General features: G+C 65.4%; 14 protein-coding genes. 13 read left to right on the top strand and 1 reads right to left on the bottom strand.

All coding sequences use genetic code 11. The features are described 5' to 3' along the window. Positions 1-50 precede the first annotated feature (50 nt). On the bottom strand, positions 51-1,022 hold the full coding sequence (gshB, locus tag ACODSJ_RS09535; RefSeq protein ID WP_489101486.1) for a glutathione synthase: 972 nt from the start codon (positions 1,020-1,022) through the stop codon (positions 51-53). A gap of 224 nt (positions 1,023-1,246) precedes the next feature. Here gshB and pilG point away from each other — a divergent pair, with 224 nt between their 5' ends. The 13 genes from pilG (at position 1,247) to mdcH (ending at position 17,786) form a co-directional block, all read left to right on the top strand. Next, positions 1,247-1,678 carry a twitching motility response regulator PilG gene (pilG, locus tag ACODSJ_RS09530; protein WP_489101485.1) on the top strand — a complete coding sequence of 144 codons (432 nt, stop codon included), beginning with the start codon at positions 1,247-1,249 and terminating at the stop codon, positions 1,676-1,678. Between the two features lie 43 nt (positions 1,679-1,721). Beyond that, positions 1,722-2,087, top strand: a complete 366-nt coding sequence (gene pilH / locus ACODSJ_RS09525; protein WP_489101484.1) for a twitching motility response regulator PilH — start codon at positions 1,722-1,724, stop codon at positions 2,085-2,087. 10 nt (positions 2,088-2,097) lie between these two features. Next, complete coding sequence (locus ACODSJ_RS09520; RefSeq protein ID WP_489101483.1) at positions 2,098-2,637, top strand: chemotaxis protein CheW; 540 nt, start codon at positions 2,098-2,100, stop codon at positions 2,635-2,637. 207 nt (positions 2,638-2,844) lie between these two features. After that, positions 2,845-4,905: a methyl-accepting chemotaxis protein gene (locus ACODSJ_RS09515; RefSeq protein WP_489101482.1), complete on the top strand. Its 2,061-nt coding sequence runs from the start codon at positions 2,845-2,847 to the stop codon at positions 4,903-4,905. A 186-nt stretch (positions 4,906-5,091) separates the two neighbouring features. Continuing rightward, positions 5,092-10,995, top strand: a complete 5,904-nt coding sequence (locus ACODSJ_RS09510; RefSeq protein WP_489101481.1) for an Hpt domain-containing protein — start codon at positions 5,092-5,094, stop codon at positions 10,993-10,995. Further along, positions 10,988-11,455, top strand: a complete 468-nt coding sequence (locus ACODSJ_RS09505) for a chemotaxis protein CheW (protein WP_489101480.1) — start codon at positions 10,988-10,990, stop codon at positions 11,453-11,455. Before ACODSJ_RS09510 ends, ACODSJ_RS09505 begins: the two co-directional genes overlap by 8 nt. 310 nt (positions 11,456-11,765) lie before the next feature. After that, positions 11,766-13,436, top strand: coding sequence for a malonate decarboxylase subunit alpha (gene mdcA / locus ACODSJ_RS09500; protein WP_489101479.1), 1,671 nt, complete (start codon positions 11,766-11,768; stop codon positions 13,434-13,436). After that, entirely contained in the window at positions 13,437-14,312 is an 876-nt protein-coding gene (locus ACODSJ_RS09495; RefSeq protein ID WP_489101478.1) for a triphosphoribosyl-dephospho-CoA synthase, read from the top strand. Then, positions 14,312-14,611, top strand: a complete 300-nt coding sequence (locus ACODSJ_RS09490) for a malonate decarboxylase subunit delta (RefSeq protein WP_489101477.1) — start codon at positions 14,312-14,314, stop codon at positions 14,609-14,611. Before ACODSJ_RS09495 ends, ACODSJ_RS09490 begins: the two co-directional genes overlap by 1 nt. Then, the gene (locus ACODSJ_RS09485; RefSeq protein WP_489101476.1) at positions 14,604-15,455 is read left to right on the top strand and encodes a biotin-independent malonate decarboxylase subunit beta; all 852 of its coding nucleotides are present in this window, start codon (positions 14,604-14,606) and stop codon (positions 15,453-15,455) included. Before ACODSJ_RS09490 ends, ACODSJ_RS09485 begins: the two co-directional genes overlap by 8 nt. Next, positions 15,452-16,255, top strand: coding sequence for a biotin-independent malonate decarboxylase subunit gamma (mdcE, locus tag ACODSJ_RS09480; RefSeq protein ID WP_489101475.1), 804 nt, complete (start codon positions 15,452-15,454; stop codon positions 16,253-16,255). Before ACODSJ_RS09485 ends, mdcE begins: the two co-directional genes overlap by 4 nt. Beyond that, positions 16,249-16,872, top strand: coding sequence for a malonate decarboxylase holo-ACP synthase (locus ACODSJ_RS09475; protein ID WP_489101474.1), 624 nt, complete (start codon positions 16,249-16,251; stop codon positions 16,870-16,872). The genes mdcE and ACODSJ_RS09475 overlap by 7 nt, the downstream gene beginning before the upstream one ends. After that, positions 16,869-17,786: a malonate decarboxylase subunit epsilon gene (mdcH, locus tag ACODSJ_RS09470; RefSeq protein WP_489101473.1), complete on the top strand. Its 918-nt coding sequence runs from the start codon at positions 16,869-16,871 to the stop codon at positions 17,784-17,786. The genes ACODSJ_RS09475 and mdcH overlap by 4 nt, the downstream gene beginning before the upstream one ends. Positions 17,787-17,813 lie beyond the last annotated feature (27 nt).

Here is a 17,813-nt window from a genome sequence, read left to right as displayed (position 1 = left end):
GCAATGTTGGTTTTTAGCTTCAAGCCTCAAGTGACAAGCGACCAGTTGCATCAGGCCTTGGGCTTGGCGCCCTTGGCTTGCAGTTTCTTGTCGATGGCCTCCATCAGCAGGCCGCCGATGTCGGTGCCAAAGGCGTTGTCGATCTCGCGGATGCAGGTCGGGCTGGTGACGTTGATTTCCGTCAGGTGCTCGCCGATCACGTCCAGGCCCACGAACAACAGGCCTTTCTCGCGCAAGGTCGGGCCGACCTGCGCGGCGATCCAGCGGTCCTTGTCGGTCAGTGGGCGGGCTTCGCCACGACCGCCGGCCGCCAGGTTGCCGCGGGTTTCACCGGCCGCCGGGATGCGCGCCAGGCAGTAGTCCACCGGCTCGCCGTCGATCATCAGGATGCGCTTGTCGCCATCGACGATGGCCGGCAGGTAAGCCTGGATCATGATTTGCTGCTGGCCGTGCAAGGTCAGGGTTTCCAGGATCACCGACAGGTTCGGGTGGCCGGCGGTGTGGCGGAAGATCGACGAACCGCCCATGCCGTCCAGCGGCTTGAGGATCACGTCGCCGTGGTGGTCGGCAAATTCACGCAGCACGTCCGGCCGACGGCTGACGATGGTCGCCGGCGTGCAGTGCGGGAACAGCGTGGCGAACAGTTTTTCGTTGCAGTCGCGCAGGCTCTGGGGTTTGTTGACCACCAGTACGCCAGCGCTTTCGGCCTGTTCCAGCAGGTAGGTGGAGTAGACGAACTCCATGTCGAAGGGTGGATCCTTGCGCATCAGGATCACGTCCAGGTCGCTGAGCAGCGCATCGCTTTCGTTGCCCAGTTCAAACCATTTTTCCGGGTTGGCGAAGACTTTCAGCGGTTTCATCCGCGCCCGTGCCTGGCCTTCGGCCTGGTAGAGGTCGCGCTGCTCCATGTAGAACAGCTCCCAACCGCGCTTCTGGGCGGCCAGCAACATGGCCAGCGAGCTGTCCTTTTTGTAGGAAATGCTGGCGATAGGGTCCATGACAATGCCGACGCGTACGCTCATGGCTCGATTCCTCGAAAATGGGGTGGGCACGAATGCCGTGAAAAAGTGGCGTCAGAGTGGCGCCCGGCGGATTTGCGGTCAAGGAAAAACCACCGTGCCACCCACCCGATAGATCGGCGCTGGAGACTGTGCTAAAAAGGCTGCCATGTGACGTGCAGGCCTTGAACATCAAGGGTTTGCGCTGTCGTTCACTCTCAAACGTTAAAAACCGGTTCGCAGTGGCAATGGCAGAGCATCCGACGCAGCAGCAACCCAGTGCCTTGAAGGTCATGGTCATCGACGATTCGAAGACCATTCGCCGCACCGCCGAAACCCTGTTGCGCAATGTCGGCTGCGAGGTGATCACGGCCGTCGACGGCTTCGATGCCCTGGCCAAGATCGCCGATCATCATCCGGGCATTATCTTCGTCGACATCATGATGCCGCGCCTGGACGGTTACCAGACTTGTGCCTTGATCAAGAACAACAACGCCTTCAAGGCGACGCCCGTGATCATGCTGTCGTCCCGGGATGGGCTGTTCGACAAGGCCAAGGGGCGCATCGTCGGTTCCGATCAGTTTTTGACCAAGCCGTTCAGCAAGGAAGAACTGCTGGGGGCGATACAGGCCCATGTCCCGGGCTTTGCCGCTGTCCAGTCGCACCAGGCAAATCAATGACGCCCGGCCACAGGGCCAGGGGTCGAGAAAAATGGGGAACACCATGGCACGTATCCTGATCGTCGATGATTCGCCGACCGAAATGTACAAACTGACCGGCATGCTGGAAAAACACGGCCACGAGGTCTTGAAGGCCGAGAACGGCGCCGACGGCGTGGCGCTCGCCCGCCAGGAAAAACCCGATGCGGTGCTGATGGACATCGTCATGCCTGGCCTCAACGGCTTCCAGGCGACGCGCCAGTTGACCAAGGACCCGGAAACCGGGCACATCCCGGTGATCATCATCACCACCAAGGACCAGGAAACCGACAAGGTCTGGGGTACTCGCCAGGGCGCGAAGGACTACCTGACCAAACCGGTGGAAGAACCGACCCTGATCGCGACGCTGAACAAAGTGCTGGCCGGTTGACGGCGCGGCCATGAGCCAGTCCCTGACGGCATTCGAGCTGTTGCTGCAGATCGATCGGCGCTGCCGGTTGCTGGGGGCGGACCTGCCGTCCCAGCCGGCCCACCGCGCCGGTTGGAGCGGCATCGGTTTTCGCCTGGGCGAGCATTGGTACGTGGCGCCGATGGGCGAAGTCAGCGAAGTGCTGCACGAGCCGCGCTACACGCAGTTGCCCGGGGTCAAGGCATGGGTTCGCGGGGTGGCTAACCTGCGCGGGCGCCTGTTGCCGCTGATGGACCTGTGCGCGTTCTTCGGCCATGAACTGTCGCCCGTGCGCAAGCAGCGGCGAGTGCTGGTGGTGGATCACGACGAGGTCTTCACCGGGTTGCTGGTGGATGAAGTGCTCGGGTTGCAGCATTTTCCCCAGGACAGCCTGGAGGCGCCCCAGGCGGACGCCCTCGACGGCCCGGAGTCGGCCTTCGTCAAGGGCCGGTTCCGCGGCGAGCGGCCGTGGCAGGTGTTCAGCCCGTTTGCGTTGGCGCGGTCGCCGGCGTTCATGGATGTGGCGGTTTAGCGCGAGGCAGCGCAACCCCCTGTGGGAGCGAGCCAGTGGGAGCAAAGCTTGCTCGCGATGGCGGTCCCTCGGTTGGCGAGAGACCGTGTTGTTCTCATCGCGGGCAAGCCTTGCTCCCACAGGGCCGCGCTGATCGAGCAGGCGACACCGAACGCTTGCTCACCGTTAATCGCAGTGAGTTGGATTGGGCCGTACAGGCGAGGACCGATGATCAAAGCAAACACAGACAAGTCACAGGAAGCGTCGCGCAGCCGTTCGCAGATCATCGTGCTGTTCGTCGCGCTGATTGTCTTCATTATGCTGCTGTTCGCCAATTTCGCTTACCTCAACACCCAGGCCACCTACGACAAGCAGTACATCGGCCATGCCGGTGAGCTGCGGGTGCTGTCCCAGCGCATCGCCAAGAACGCCACCGAGGCCGCCGCCGGCAAGGCGGCAGCGTTCAAGTTGCTGAGCGATGCGCGCAATGATTTTGCCCAGCGCTGGGGTTACCTCAAGCAGGGCGACCCGGTCACCGGCCTGCCGCCGGCACCCGCGACCCTGCGGCCGCAGATGCGCGCCGTGCAGCTGGACTGGGAGCGCCTGCTCAAGAACACCGATGCCATCCTTTCCAGCGAGCAGACCGTGCTGTCCCTGCACCAGGTCGCGGCCACGCTGGCCGAAACCGTGCCGCAGTTGCAGGTCGAGTACGAAAAGATCGTCGAGATCCTGCTGCAACGCGGCGCGCCCGCCGCCCAGGTGGCGGTGGCCCAGCGCCAGTCGTTGCTGGCTGAGCGGATTCTCGGCGCGGTGAACACCGTGCTGGCGGGCGATGAAAATGCCGCCCAGGCCGCCGAGACCTTTGGTCGCGACGCAGCGCGCTTCGGCCAGGTGCTCAATGGCATGCTGCAAGGTGATCCAACCTTGAAGATCTCCCAGGTCCAGGACCGCGATGCCCGGGCGCGCCTGAGCGAAATCAGCGAGCTTTTCGAGTTCGTCTCGGGCTCGGTGGACGAAATCCTCGAAACCTCGCCGGAGCTGTTCAAGGTCCGCGAATCGGCCGGCAACATCTTCAACCTGTCGCAGACCCTGCTGGACGAAGCCTCGCACCTGGCCACGGCCTTCGAGAACCTGGCCGGCGGGCGTTCCGCCAACACCCTCGGCGGCTATGTGCTGGGCTTGCTGGCGCTGGCGTCGATCATCCTGATCGGCCTGGTAATGGTGCGCGAGACCAACCGCCAGTTGCATGAAACCGCGGAAAAGAACGAGCGCAACCAGAACGCGATCATGCGTCTGCTGGACGAAATTGCCGATCTGGCCGACGGCGACCTCACCGTGACCGCCTCGGTCACCGAGGACTTCACCGGCACCATTGCCGACTCCATCAATTATTCGGTGGACCAGCTGCGCGATCTGGTCGCCACCATCAACCTCACCGCCGGGCAGGTCGCCGCCGCTGTGCAGGAAACTCAGGCCACGGCGATGCACCTGGCCCAGGCTTCCGAGCATCAGGCCCAGCAAATCTCCGAAGCTTCGACTTCAATCAATGAGATGGCGCAGTCCATCGACCAGGTCTCGGCCAATGCCGCCGAATCGTCGGCGGTGGCCGAGCGTTCCGTGGAAATCGCCAACAAGGGCAACGAGGTGGTGCACAACACCATTCATGGCATGGACAACATTCGCGAGCAGATCCAGGACACCGCCAAGCGTATCAAGCGCCTGGGTGAGTCATCCCAGGAGATTGGCGACATTGTCAGCCTGATCGACGATATCGCCGACCAGACCAACATCCTGGCCCTCAACGCCGCCATCCAGGCATCCATGGCCGGCGATGCCGGGCGCGGTTTCGCCGTGGTCGCCGATGAAGTGCAGCGGCTGGCGGAGCGTTCGTCGGCGGCGACCCGACAGATCGAAACCCTGGTGCGGGCGATCCAGGCCGACACCAACGAGGCGGTGATCTCCATGGAGCAAACCACCACCGAAGTGGTGCGCGGGGCTCGACTGGCCCAGGACGCAGGCGTCGCCCTGGAGGAAATCGAAGGGGTGTCCAAGACTCTGGCGGCGCTGATCCAGAGCATTTCCAACGCGGCGCAGCAACAGACCACCTCGGCGGGGCAGATATCCTTGACCATGAACGTGATCCAGCAGATCACCACCCAAACCTCGTCCGGCTCCACCGCCACCGCCGAGAGCATCGGCAACCTGGCGAAAATGGCCAGCCAGCTACGCCGGTCGGTGTCGGGGTTTACCTTGCCGGCGGCGGCTGCGGTGGATGAGGACAAGGTGTGACCAGGCTGTTTTTTCTGTTGGAAGGTGTTTTTTGTGGCGATGAAGTTTCTGTGGGAGCAAGGCTTGCCCGCGATGAACACAGCACGGTGTTGCAAGGACCGAGGCGTCTGCATCGCGAGCAAGCTTTGCTCCCACAGATGAACGCTTTCTCCAAGGAGGTTTTTTATCCTCCTTATGGGAGTGGTTATGGGTGATCGGCACGACTATGTGGCCCTGGAATGGGTCAAGGGCGAGATTGCCGAAACGCTGAAGCAGGCTCACCTGGCCCTCAACCGCCTGGTGGATGATCCGCAGGCGCCGGATGCCCTTGCCCAATGCCTGGCTTGCATTCACCAGGTGCACGGCGGCTTGCAGATGGTCGAGTTCTACGGCGCGGCGCTGCTGGCCGAGGAGATGGAGCACCTGTGCACCGCGCTGCAGGACAACCGCATTGCCCATCGCGACGAAGCCATCAGCCTGCTGAGCCAGGCCCTGGGTCAGTTGCCGATCTACCTGGACCGTGTGCAAAGTGCCCGCCGCGACCTGCCGCTGGTGGTCCTGCCCCTGATCAATGATCTGCGCAGTGCCCGGGGCGAGGGCCTGTTGTCGGAAACCAGCCTGTTCAGCCCCGAGTTGCCCGACATTGTGCCGCTGGGCGAGGATGCCTTGAAGCGGCTCGAGCCGCCAGACCTGTCGGGCACCTTGCGCAAGTTGCGCCAGAGCCTGCAAGTGGCCCTGGTGGGTCTGTTGCGCGAACAGGATGACGCCACGCACCTGGGTTACCTGGCCAAGGTCTTCCATCGCCTGGAAGGCTTGTGCGCCGGGGCACCGCTCAATGCGCTGTGGCAGGTCGCTTCGGCGTTGGTCGACGGCATGCGCGAGGGGCGTATCGCCAACAGCCCGGCGTTACGCAGCCTGCTCAAGGAAACCGACAAGGAGCTCAAGCGTCTGCTGGACCAAGGCATGCCCGGCATCAATCAGCCGGCACCGCCGCCGTTGCTCAAGAGTTTGTTGTTCTATATTGCCAAGGCCGAACATCCCAGCGGGCAGATGCAGATCATGAAAGAACGCTACTCACTGGACGAAGCGCTGCCCGACAGCGCCATGGTCGACGAAGAACGCACGCGACTGGCCGGGCCGAACCGCGATGCCCTGCATTCGGTGCTCGTTGCGCTCTGCGAGGAATTGGTACGGGTCAAGGAGCGCCTGGACCTGTTCGTGCGCAGCGACCGCCAGCACGCCTCTGAGCTGGACAGCCTGCTGGCGCCCCTGCGACAGATCGCCGACACCCTGGCGGTGCTCGGCTTCGGCCAGCCGCGCAAGGTGATCATCGATCAGCTGGCGGTGGTGCTGAGCCTGGCCCAGGGCCAGCGCACACCCGATGACGCGACCCTCATGGATGTCGCCGGCGCCTTGCTCTACGTCGAGGCGACCCTGGCCGGGATGGTCGGTACCGTCGAGCCACAGGGCAGTGAAGACAGCCACCTGCCCACCACCGACCTGAGCCAGATCCACCAGATCGTCATCAAGGAGGCCCATACCTGCCTGCAACAGGCCAAGGACATGATCGTCGACTACATCGACGCTGACTGGAACCGCGAGCAATTGCAGGCCCTGCCGGCGCTGTTGACTCAGGTCCGGGGCGCGCTGGCGATGATTCCGTTGAGCCGTGCGGCCGGCCTGGTAGAGGCGTGCAACGGTTTCATTCGTGAACACCTGCTGCTGGAACAGGGCCAGCCAGGCTGGGAGGCGCTCGATCACCTGGCCGACGTGATCACCGGCCTTGAGTATTATCTGGAGCGTTTGAGCGAAGACGCCGAAAGCCCTGGCGAACCCCTGTTGGATGGGGTCGAGCGAAGCCTGGCCGCGCTCGGCTATTTCCCCGATGAAGCCCGGGTGCCGTTGCTCGACGATGTGCTCAGTCCCAATGAAGCCCAGGTCATGCAGGACTTGCAGGAGCTGGACGACCCGCAGACTGTGCAATCGCTGGCCCAAGTGCTGGCCAGCCCGGTTTCGGCGGTCAACCCGCCGGCCCTTGGCACACCGGGCAGCCTGCTGCCACCACCGACGGACGAGAGCCCGGTGGACGATGAACTGCGCGACGTCTTCCTGGAAGAAGCCGAGGAAGTGCAGGATGTCCTGCGTGAGTACCTGCCGCGCTGGCGTGCTCATCCCGACGACCGCGTTGCCCTGGGCGAACTGCGCCGGGCCTTCCACACCCTCAAGGGCAGCGGTCGGATGGTCCGGGCGCTGGTGTTGGGTGAACTGGCCTGGGCGGTGGAAAACCTGCTCAACCGGGTCTTGGAACGCAGCGTCGAACCCGGTGCGGCGCTTCGGCAATTGCTGGAAGACACGCTGCAATTGTTGCCGGCCCTGGTAGCCGAGTTCGCCGCCCACCGTCAGCGCCAGCGCGACGACGTCGACCGCTTGGCTGCCCGGGCCCATGCCCTCGCCAAGGGCGGCGATGAAGACAAGCGCGACGTGGCCGCCCTCGATCCGCTGCTGCTGAAGATCTTCGACAACGAGGCCCGAGGCCATCTGGCCAGCCTCGATCAGTTTCTCGACCAGGCGGCCGAGCACTTGCCCTTGCAGGCCAGCGACGAACTGCAGCGGGCGTTGCACACGCTCAAGGGCAGCGCTTCCATGGCGGGTGTGCTGCCGATCGCCGAGCTGGCCGGCGCGATGGACCAATTGGCGAGCGAATACAAGGCCCACTTGATCGCCCTCGACCTGGATGAAGTGGAACTGCTGCTGGAGGCCGGCGGGTTATTGCGCCTGGGCCTGCGGCAGTTGCACAGCGAGCCGCTGGCGCCGATTCCGGGGGCCGTCGACTTGATCCAGCGCACCCAGGCGCTGTTGACCGAGCGCGTGCAGACCGCCCTCAGCGCTCCGGACAAGGGCATGCGTGCCAAGCGCGATCCGCAACTGATCAACAACTTCCTCGCCCAAGGCATGGACATCCTGCTGGACGCCGAAAGCCTGTTGCAGCGCTGGCAGCAGCATCCCGGCGAAGGTCAGGAGCTGAGCGCGCTGCTCGATGAGTTGACCACCCTGGGCGAAGGCGCGCACCTGGCCGACCTGCACCCGGTGGACGAGCTCTGCGAGGCCTTGCTGGACCTTTACGGCGCCGTGGAAGAAAGCAGCCTGGCGGTCAGCGATGAATTTTTCCAGGAGGCGCAACGGGCCCACGAGGCGCTCATCGACATGCTCGATGAGCTGGCCGCCGGGCAACACGTCCATGCGCAGCCCGAACGGGTCCAGGCCTTGCGCGAGCTGTTGCAGACCAGCCTCGATCCGCTGGCGGCCGGCCTGGTCCGCAGCGATGGCAGCCGCACCTTGAGCATCCGTGAGTTGGGGGCCGCGACGGCCGAGCTTGAGCACAGCGCCACCAGCACGTCGGTGGACGATGAGCTGGTCTCGATCTTTCTCGAAGAAGCCCAGGACATCCTCGAAAGCGCGGCCCAGGCGCTGCAACGCTGGTTGGCGGACCCGGAGAGCAGTGCGCCGTTGTCCTCGTTGCAACGCGATATGCACACCTTGAAGGGTGGGGCGCGCATGGCCGACATCCGGCCGGTGAGCGACCTGGCCCAGGAGCTGGAAAACCTCTACGAAGGCTTGGTGGACCGTCGCTACAGCTACAGCGAAGAGCTGGCGCAACTGCTCAACAACAGCCATGAACGCCTCGACCTGTTGCTGGGGCAATTGCAGCAGGGTCAACCGCTGGGCGATCCGGTCGCGTTGATCGACGCCATCCACCGGTTGCGCCGGGATAAGCCCGGCGCCACTGACACGTCCGATCCGGCCCACAGCGATGCCGCCGGGCATGATCCCGAGTTGCTGGAGATCTTCCTCGAAGAAGGCTTCGACATTCTCGACAGCTCTGGCTCGGCCTTGCTGCGCTGGCAGGCCGAACCTTCGAACCGCCAGGCCGTGGAAACCCTGCTGCGCGACTTGCACACCCTCAAGGGCGGGGCGCGGATGGTGGAAATCGTGCCCATCGGCGACCTCGCCCATGAGTTGGAAAACCTTTACGAGGGCCTGTCGGCCGGCCTGCTCCAGCCGAGCCCGGCGCTGTTCACGCTGCTGCAAAGCAGCCATGACCGATTGGCGCAGATGCTCGACGCCGTGCGCGCCGGCCACCCCTGCCCACCGGGCGACCGGCTGATCGCGCAGATCCAGGCGGTCAACCATCCGCAGGTCAGCGAGACGCCGCCAGCGGTTGTGGAACCGGCACCGCTGGCGCCGCCTGCACCTGCCAAACCCGAGCCGGCAGCGCCGGGCGACGGCGCGGATATGGTCAAGGTGTCCGCCGATCTGCTCGACGACCTCGTGAATCTGGCCGGTGAGACGTCGATCTTCCGTGGCCGTATCGAGCAGCAGGTCAACGATGCGCGGGTGGCCCTGGGTGAGATGGAAACCACCCTGGAGCGCATGCGCGACCAGTTGCGCCGCCTGGACACCGAAACCCAGGGCCGGATTCTCAGCCGCCAACAGGTGGAGGCCGAGCGCCTGGGTTATGAAGAGTTCGACCCGCTGGAAATGGACCGCCACTCCCAGCTGCAACAGTTGTCCCGGGCGCTGTTCGAGTCCACCTCGGACCTGCTCGACCTCAAGGAAACCCTGGAGCGCAGCAACCACGACGCGGAGAACCTGCTGCAACAACAGGGACGCATCCACACCGAACTCCAGGAAGGCCTGATGCGCACGCGCATGGTGCCGTTCGAGCGCATGTTGCCGCGCCTCAAGCGCATCGTCCGGCAGGTGGCGCAAGAGCTGGGCAAAGACGTGGAGTTCGTGGTCGACAACGCCGAGGGCGAGATGGACCGCAACGTGCTGGAGCGCATGGCCGCGCCCCTTGAACACATGTTGCGCAATGCCGTGGATCACGGCCTGGAGCCAGCCGATGTGCGCATCGCCGCCGGCAAACCGGCGCGAGGACGAATCAGCCTCGACCTGTCCCGCGAGGGCGGCGACATCATTTTCGACATCCGCGATGACGGTGCCGGTGTGCCGCTGGACGCGGTGCGCCGTAAGGCGATCAAGCGCGGGCTCCTGGCCCCGGACAGCGACATCAGCGACCGCGATGTGCTGCAGTTCATCCTTCAGCCGGGGTTTTCCACGGCCGAGAAAATCACCCAGATCTCCGGGCGCGGTGTTGGCATGGATGTGGTCCATGAAGAAGTCCGGCAACTGGGCGGCACCATGGTCATCGATTCCACGCCGGGCCAGGGTGTGCATTTTCGCATCCGCTTGCCCTTCACCGTGGCGGTGAACCGGGCGTTGATGGTGCAGTGTCACGAAGACCAGTACGCGATCCCGTTGAACACCATCGAAAGCATCGTGCGGGTGCTGCCCGCCGAGCTGGACGCTTACTACCAGCTCGATCCGCCGGCCTACACCTATGCCGGGCAACGTTACGAGCTGTGTTATCTGGGCGAGCTGCTGAAAACCGCCGCCCGGACGAACCTGTTGGGCCAGAGCCAACCCTTGCCGGTGCTGCTGATGCAATGCAACGAGCGACACATCGCCGTGCAAGTGGACGCGACCGCCGGCACCCGCGAGATCGTGGTCAAGAGCCTCGGCCCGCAATTCTCGGCAGTGCAGGGGTTGTCCGGGGCGACCATCCTGGGGGACGGTCGCGTGGTGCTGATCCTCGACTTGCTCGCGCCGATCCGCGCCTTGCCCAGCCAGGCGCCGCGTCGCCTGGCCCCGGCGCAAGGCGAGGGCGAACACCCGCGACCGTTGCTGGTGCTGGTGGTGGACGACTCGGTGACGGTGCGCAAGGTCACCAGCCGCCTATTGGAGCGCCATGGCATGCACGTGCTCACCGCCAAGGACGGCGTGGACGCCATGGCGTTGCTGGCCGAGCATTCTCCTGACCTGATGCTGCTGGACATCGAAATGCCGCGCATGGACGGTTTCGAAGTGGCCACGCAGGTGCGCAACGACCCGCGCCTGGCGCACCTGCCGATCATCATGATCACCTCCCGCACGGGCCAGAAACACCGCGACCGCGCCATGGCCATCGGCGTCAATGACTACCTGGGCAAGCCGTACCAGGAATCGGTGCTGCTCGACAGCATCGCGTACTGGAGCAAGACCCATGCATGACCTTTACCCACGCACCAGCCACCTCACCGGGCTGTTGTTGCCCCTGGCGGACCGTCACCTGATCCTGCCGAATGTGGCGGTGGCCGAACTCATTGACTATCAGGGCAGCGCCTTCGATCTGGACACCCCGCCGTGGTTCCTGGGCTGGGTCAGCTGGCGCGAACGCCAGGTCCCGCTGCTGAGCTTCGAGTCGGCCTGCGGACAGAAAACCGTGATCGGCGAACGGGCCCGCATCGTCGTGCTCAACGCCCTGGGCGGGCGGCCGGCGTTGCGCTTCATCGCGCTGGTGGTCCAAGGCATCCCACGCTCCTGCAAGCTCGACAGCCAGTTGAGCTACGTCGACGTACCGCTGTGCGGCTTGGAGCAGGCGGCGGTGCAAGTGGGCGAGCATGTGGCGAAGGTGCCGGATTTACTGGCGTTGGAAGAGCTGGTGCTGGCGGCGGGGTTGGTGGCTGCGTGAGTTTTGGTGGATCGGTCCCAGAAAAGGTCCGATCAGTCCCTTAATGGGACCGGTCAGCTTGCCCCCCCTGTGGCGAGGGAGCTTGCTCCCGCTGGCCTGCGAAGCAGGCCCCTGCATATCTTCAGGCAAACCCCGTTGCGACTCTGCGACCGCTTCGCGGCCGAGCGGGAGCAAGCTCCCTCGCCACGTGATTTTGTGGGCGCCCGTCCATCATTACTCCAAGCGTAACGATCCGCCATCGAGCTTGATTGATGCCCGCGCCTCTAAACTCCTAAGGTGACCTCCACGACAGCGAACCTGTGGAGTGGTCATGACAACAACAATATCCCCCGACTCGCGCTGGACGCGGCGGCGCAGCGAAAAGCAGCGGCGGCTCGAGCAGGTCAAGGGGCTTGCCGACGGTGTGGTGTTGCCCACCGACAAGATCGTCGCGGCGCTGGAGGCGTTGATCCTGCCCGGCGATCGCGTGGTGCTGGAGGGCAACAACCAGAAGCAGGCGGATTTCCTCTCGCGCTCCCTGGCCAAGGTCGATCCGGGCAAGCTGCATGACCTGCACATGATCATGCCCAGCGTCGGTCGCTCCGAGCACCTGGACCTGTTCGAACGCGGCATCGCCCGCAAGCTGGACTTTTCCTTCGCCGGCACCCAGAGCTTGCGCATCAGCCAGTTGCTCGAAGACGGCCTGCTGGAAATCGGCGCGATCCACACCTACATCGAACTCTATGCCCGGCTGGTGGTGGACCTGATCCCCAACGTGGTGCTCTCGGCCGGCTTCATGGCCGACCGTGCAGGCAATATCTACACCGGCCCCAGCACCGAAGACACGCCCGCGTTGATCGAACCGGCGGCCTTCAGCGATGGCATTGTCATCGTCCAGGTCAACCAGTTGGTCGACGACGTCAGCGACCTGCCGCGCGTGGACATCCCGGCGTCCTGGGTCGATTTCGTGGTGGTGGCCGACAAGCCGTTCTACATCGAGCCGCTGTTCACCCGCGACCCGCGCCACATCAAGCCCGTGCACGTGCTGATGGCGATGATGGCGATCCGCGGGATCTACGAAAAACACAACGTCCAGTCCCTCAACCACGGCATCGGCTTCAACACCGCCGCCATCGAGTTGATCCTGCCGACCTACGGCGAGTCCCTTGGCCTGAAGGGCAAGATCTGCCGCAACTGGACCCTCAATCCGCACCCCACACTGATCCCGGCCATTGAAAGCGGCTGGGTCGAAAGCGTGCATTGCTTCGGCACCGAGCTGGGGATGGAGAACTACATCGCCGCCCGGCCCGATGTGTTCTTCACCGGTCACGACGGCTCGCTGCGCTCCAATCGCATGGTCTGCCAACTGGCCGGACAGTACGCGGTGGACCTGTTCATCGGCGCGACCCTGCAGGTGGACGGCGACGGTCATTCCTCCACCGTCACCCGTGGCCGCCTGGCCGGTTTCGGTGGTGCGCCGAACATGGGGCACGACCCGCGCGGGCGTCGCCATGGCACGCCGGCCTGGCTCGACATGCGCCACGGCGATGGCGAGGCACCGCTGCTCGAACGCGGCAAGAAGCTGGTGGTGCAGATGGTCGAGACCTTCCAGGAAGGCGGCAAACCGACCTTCGTCGACACCCTCGACGCGGTGGACGTGGCGAAAAAAGCCGGCATGCCCCTGGCGCCGATCATGATCTACGGCGACGACGTCACCCACCTGCTGACCGAAGAAGGCATTGCCTACCTGTACAAGGCCCGCTCGCTGGAAGAGCGCCAGGCGATGATCGCAGCGGTTGCCGGTGTCACCAGCATCGGCCTGCGCCACAACCCGAAAGACACCGCGCGCCTGCGTCGCGAAGGGCTGATTGCCCTGCCTGAAGACCTCGGCATCCGTCGTACCGACGCCAGCCGCGAATTGCTCGCCGCCAAGAGCGTCGCCGATCTGGTGGAGTGGTCCGGTGGCCTCTACAACCCGCCCGCCAAGTTCAGGAGTTGGTAAATGCGCGCCTTCAACCTGCAACCGAAAAACCTTTCCTTGGCCGAGCACCTGGCCGATCTGGCGGTGGACGCATTGATCGATGAGGCCGACCTGTCGCCCAAACCGGCCCTGGTGGATCGGCGCGGCAATGGCGCCCACACCGACCTGCATCTGGGCTTGATGCACGCCTCGGCGCTGTCGCTGTGGCCGGCGTTCAAGGCGATGGCCGAAGCGGCCCTCGATTGCGGCGAGATCGGTCTGCCGCTGCGCGAAGCCCTCGGGCAGATGGGCCGGGACGGTGAAGCGGCGATGCTCGCCACCACCGGCGGCGTGAACACCCACCGGGGTGCGATCTGGGCCTTGGGCCTGTTGGTCGCGGCAACGGCGCTGGAGCCTGCATCCAACACCCCTGGTGCCGTCGCCGTGAGAGCGGCGCGCCTGGCCTTGCTCAACGACCGCTACGCACCTCAACCCCTGAGCCACGGCGCCCAGGTTGCCCAGCGCTACGGTGTGCGCGGCGCCCGGGAAGAAGCGCAACTGGCGTTCCCGGCGGTCACCGGCCTGGGCCTGCCGCAACTCAAGCGCAGCCGCGCGGCGGGGGCGGGGGAGCAGAACGCCCGGCTCGATGCGTTGCTGGCGATCATGACGACCCTGGCCGACACCTGCGTGCTCTACCGCGCTGGCAAAGCGGGCTTGCAGGCCATGCAACAGGGGGCCAGAGCGGTGCTCGATGCCGGGGGCAGCGCGACGCTGGGCGGTCGCCGCCAGCTGCATGCGCTGGACCAACAGTTGATTGCCTTGAACGCCTCGCCCGGCGGCGCTGCCGACCTGCTCGCCGCCAGCCTGTTCCTCGACCGTATCGAACGCGGCGATGGCCTCTTTCCAGGAGTGTGCTGATGCAAACCTTATCCTTTGAATTCCCCGCCGGCCAGCCGCCCCGGGGCCGGGCGCTGGTGGGCTGTGTCGGCTCGGGCGACCTGGAAGTGCTGATCGAGCCCGGCGTGGCGGGCAAGCTGACCATCCAGGTGCAGACCTCGGTCAACGGCAGTGAGCAGCGCTGGCAGCATTTGTTCGCCCGCCTGTTCGACGGCCAGACGCCGCCGGCCCTGTCCATCGACATTCATGATTTCGGCGCCACCCCCGGCGTGGTGCGCTTGCGCCTGGAACAGGGCTTCGAGGAGATCGGCCATGACTGACAGTGCAGCGCTGCTCAACAAGCACAGCTTTGTCGAACTTGGCGCCCGGCAACGGGCCAGGGCCTTGCTCGACGACGGCACCTTTCGCGAATTGCTCGACCCCTTCCAGCGGATCATGTCGCCGTGGCTGTTGCGCCAGGGTGTGGTGCCGCAAAGCGACGACGGCGTGGTGATCGCCAAGGGTACGCTCGACGGTCTGCCGGTGGTGATCGCCGCCATCGAGGGCGCGTTCCAGGGCGGCAGCCTGGGTGAAGTCGGCGGGGCGAAGATTGCCGGTGCACTGGAACTGGCCGCCGAGGACAACCGCAAGGGCATCCCGACCCGCGCCGTGCTCCTGCTGGAAACCGGCGGCGTGCGGCTGCAGGAAGCCAACCTCGGGCTGGCGGCGATTGCCGAGATTCACTCGGCGATTGTCGACCTGCGCCAGTATCAGCCGGTGGTCGGCGTGGTGGCCGGCAGCGTCGGTTGCTTTGGCGGCATGTCGATTGCCGCCGGGTTGTGCAGTTATCTACTGGTGACCCAGGAAGCGCGGCTGGGCCTGAACGGTCCGCAGGTGATCGAACAGGAGGCCGGGCTCGACGAATACGACTCGCGCGACCGGCCGTTCATCTGGAGCCTGACCGGCGGCGAACAGCGTTTCGCCACCGGGCTGGTGGATCGTTACGCGGCCGATGATGTGGCGCAGATTCGCCAACAGGTCAGCCAGTTGCTGCACCTGGGCGTGCCCGCCGAACACCGCAGTGGCCAGGCCGAGTGGTTTTTGCAGCGCCTGGCGCGCTTGGACACCGAAGTGCAAATCGAGCCGACAGTGGTTCGCCAGTTGTATCAGGGAGAACGCCCATGAGTGCGTATTCATCGAGAGGCCTGCGCTGGTTCGAGGCCCTGAGTGGCGGTGCCAGCCCGGTGCAAGGCTTGCCCGCTTCGTTGAAAGCGGCCGATGTCAGGCTGGGCGAGCAAGCCGTGCGCCTGTTGGCCGTCGTGGCCGATCCGGGCAACCGTTTTCCACGGGCGCGCAGCGGCGAAGTCGGCTTGCTTGAGGGCTGGGGCCTGGCGAAGGCGGTGGACGAGGCCATCGACGCTGATCGAGACACCTCGCAAAAACGTCCGCTGATCGCCATCGTCGATGTACCGAGCCAGGCGTATGGTCGGCGTGAAGAAGCCCTGGGCATTCACCAGGCCCTGGCCGGAGCGGCCGCCAGCTATGCCCGTGCCCGACTGGCCGGCCATCCGGTGATTGGCTTGCTGGTGGGCAAGGCGATGTCCGGGGCGTTCCTGGCCCACGGCTACCAGGCCAACCGGTTGATCGCCCTGCGCGACCCGGGCGTGATGGTCCACGCCATGGGCAAGGCGTCGGCGGCGCGAGTGACCTTGCGCAGCGTCGAAGAGCTGGAAGCCCTGGCCGCCAGCGTGCCGCCGATGGCCTATGACATCGATAGCTTTGCCAGCCTGGGCCTCTTGTGGGAAACCCTCTCGGTGGAGCAGATCGAACAGCCCTCGGCGGCCGATCTGGCGCGGGTCATCGATTGCCTGCAACACGCGATCAGCGATGTGGCCGGGGCACCCCGGGACCTACGCAGCCGCCTCGGCGCGCCTCATCGGAGCGCCTCCGGCACGGTCCGCCAGCTGTTGAGGGCGCAGTGGTGAACGGCTTGCTGGCCCATGACCTGCTGTGGGGGATGCCCCCTGGGCAACTGCCCGTGGACGCGCCATCGTGGGCCGTCGAGTCCCTCAGCCACGGCCAACCGGTGGTGGTGCGGCGAGCACTGATGGCGCCCGGGCACGTCGCGGTCGGCGTGCGCGGGGCCTCGCGGGAGCAACGCTACGCCACGTCGATGCCGGTGGCCGCGATCCAGCGCCGGTTGCGTCCGGAGGATCTGTGCCACGTCGAGTCGAACCGGGCGCTGCCGGCGTTGCAGGCGTTGTCCCACCTGCGGCCGCTGCTGGACGCCAGCGGCTGGACCTGGGGCGTGAGCGGCAGCGCCGGGTTCGAACTGGCCAGCGGCATTGAAGCACTGCACGCTCGCAGCGATCTGGACCTGATCCTGCGCACCCCTGATCCTCTGGATCGCCTTCAAGCCAGGGAGCTGCTGGCCCGCTTGGACGCCTCGGTGTGCGTCGTGGACATGCAATTGCAAACGCCCTTCGGCGCTGTCGCGCTGAGGGAGTGGGCCGGCCCGGCGCGGCGGGTGCTGCTCAAGGACAATCAACAGGCCCACTTGGTGAGTGATCCGTGGCAGCCTGCGCTGGAGCATGTGGCGTGAGCAGCTTGCTGGTGTTCCCCGGCCAGGGCGCGCAACGACCGGGCATGCTCCGTGGCGTATCGCCGCAGGTGTTGACCGAGGCGGCTGACGTACTCGGCGAAGACGTGCAGCAGTTGGACAGTGCCGAGGCCTTGCAATCGACCCGTGCGGTGCAGGTGTGCCTGTTGATCGCCGGTGTGGCGGCGGCCCGTCGATTGTTGGAGCAGGCCCCGGCACCGGACTATGTCGCGGGCCTGTCCATCGGTGCGTATCCGGCAGCGGTGGTGGCCGGTGCGCTGGGTTTTGCCGACGCGTTGCGGCTGGTCAGCCTGCGGGGCGAGTTGATGCAGCAGGCGTATCCCCAAGGCTACGGCATGACCGCCATCATCGGCCTGGACCTGGCCGCCGTGGAAACCCTGCTTGCCCAGGTGCACAGCGAGACGACGCCGGTCTACCTGGCGAACATCAATGCCGATAACCAGGTGGTCATCGCCGGCAGTGACGAGGCGATGGCGACCGTTGCCGCGAAAGCGCGCAGCCAGGGCGCCGCCAAGGCCTGTCGCCTAGCGGTGAGCGTGCCGTCCCACTGCCCGTTGCTGGAGGCGCCAGCGCAGGTCTTGGCCCAGGCGTTTGCCAAGGTGCCGGTGCAGGCACCGGCCTTGGGTTACCTGAGCGGCAGCCGCGCACGGCCGGTGACCAAGCCCGAGGCCTTGCGCGACGACCTGGCGTTCAACATGTGCCGCGTCGTCGATTGGCGAGGCACCGTGCAAAGCGCCTACGAGCGCGGCGTGCGGCTACAGATCGAACTGCCCCCCGGTGCGGTGCTGACCGCCCTGGCGCGCCGGGTGTTCGAGCAGGGAACCGTCATGGCTTTCGACGGTGCGCGGCTCGACACCCTGCAAGCGTTGCTCGCAGAGGAGGGAGGCCGCCACTAAACCACCGACTCAGGCTTGCGAAGCACA

The organism is Pseudomonas sp. FG6 (assembly GCF_057809015.1).
This window is presented reverse-complemented; position numbering and strand designations above follow the sequence as displayed.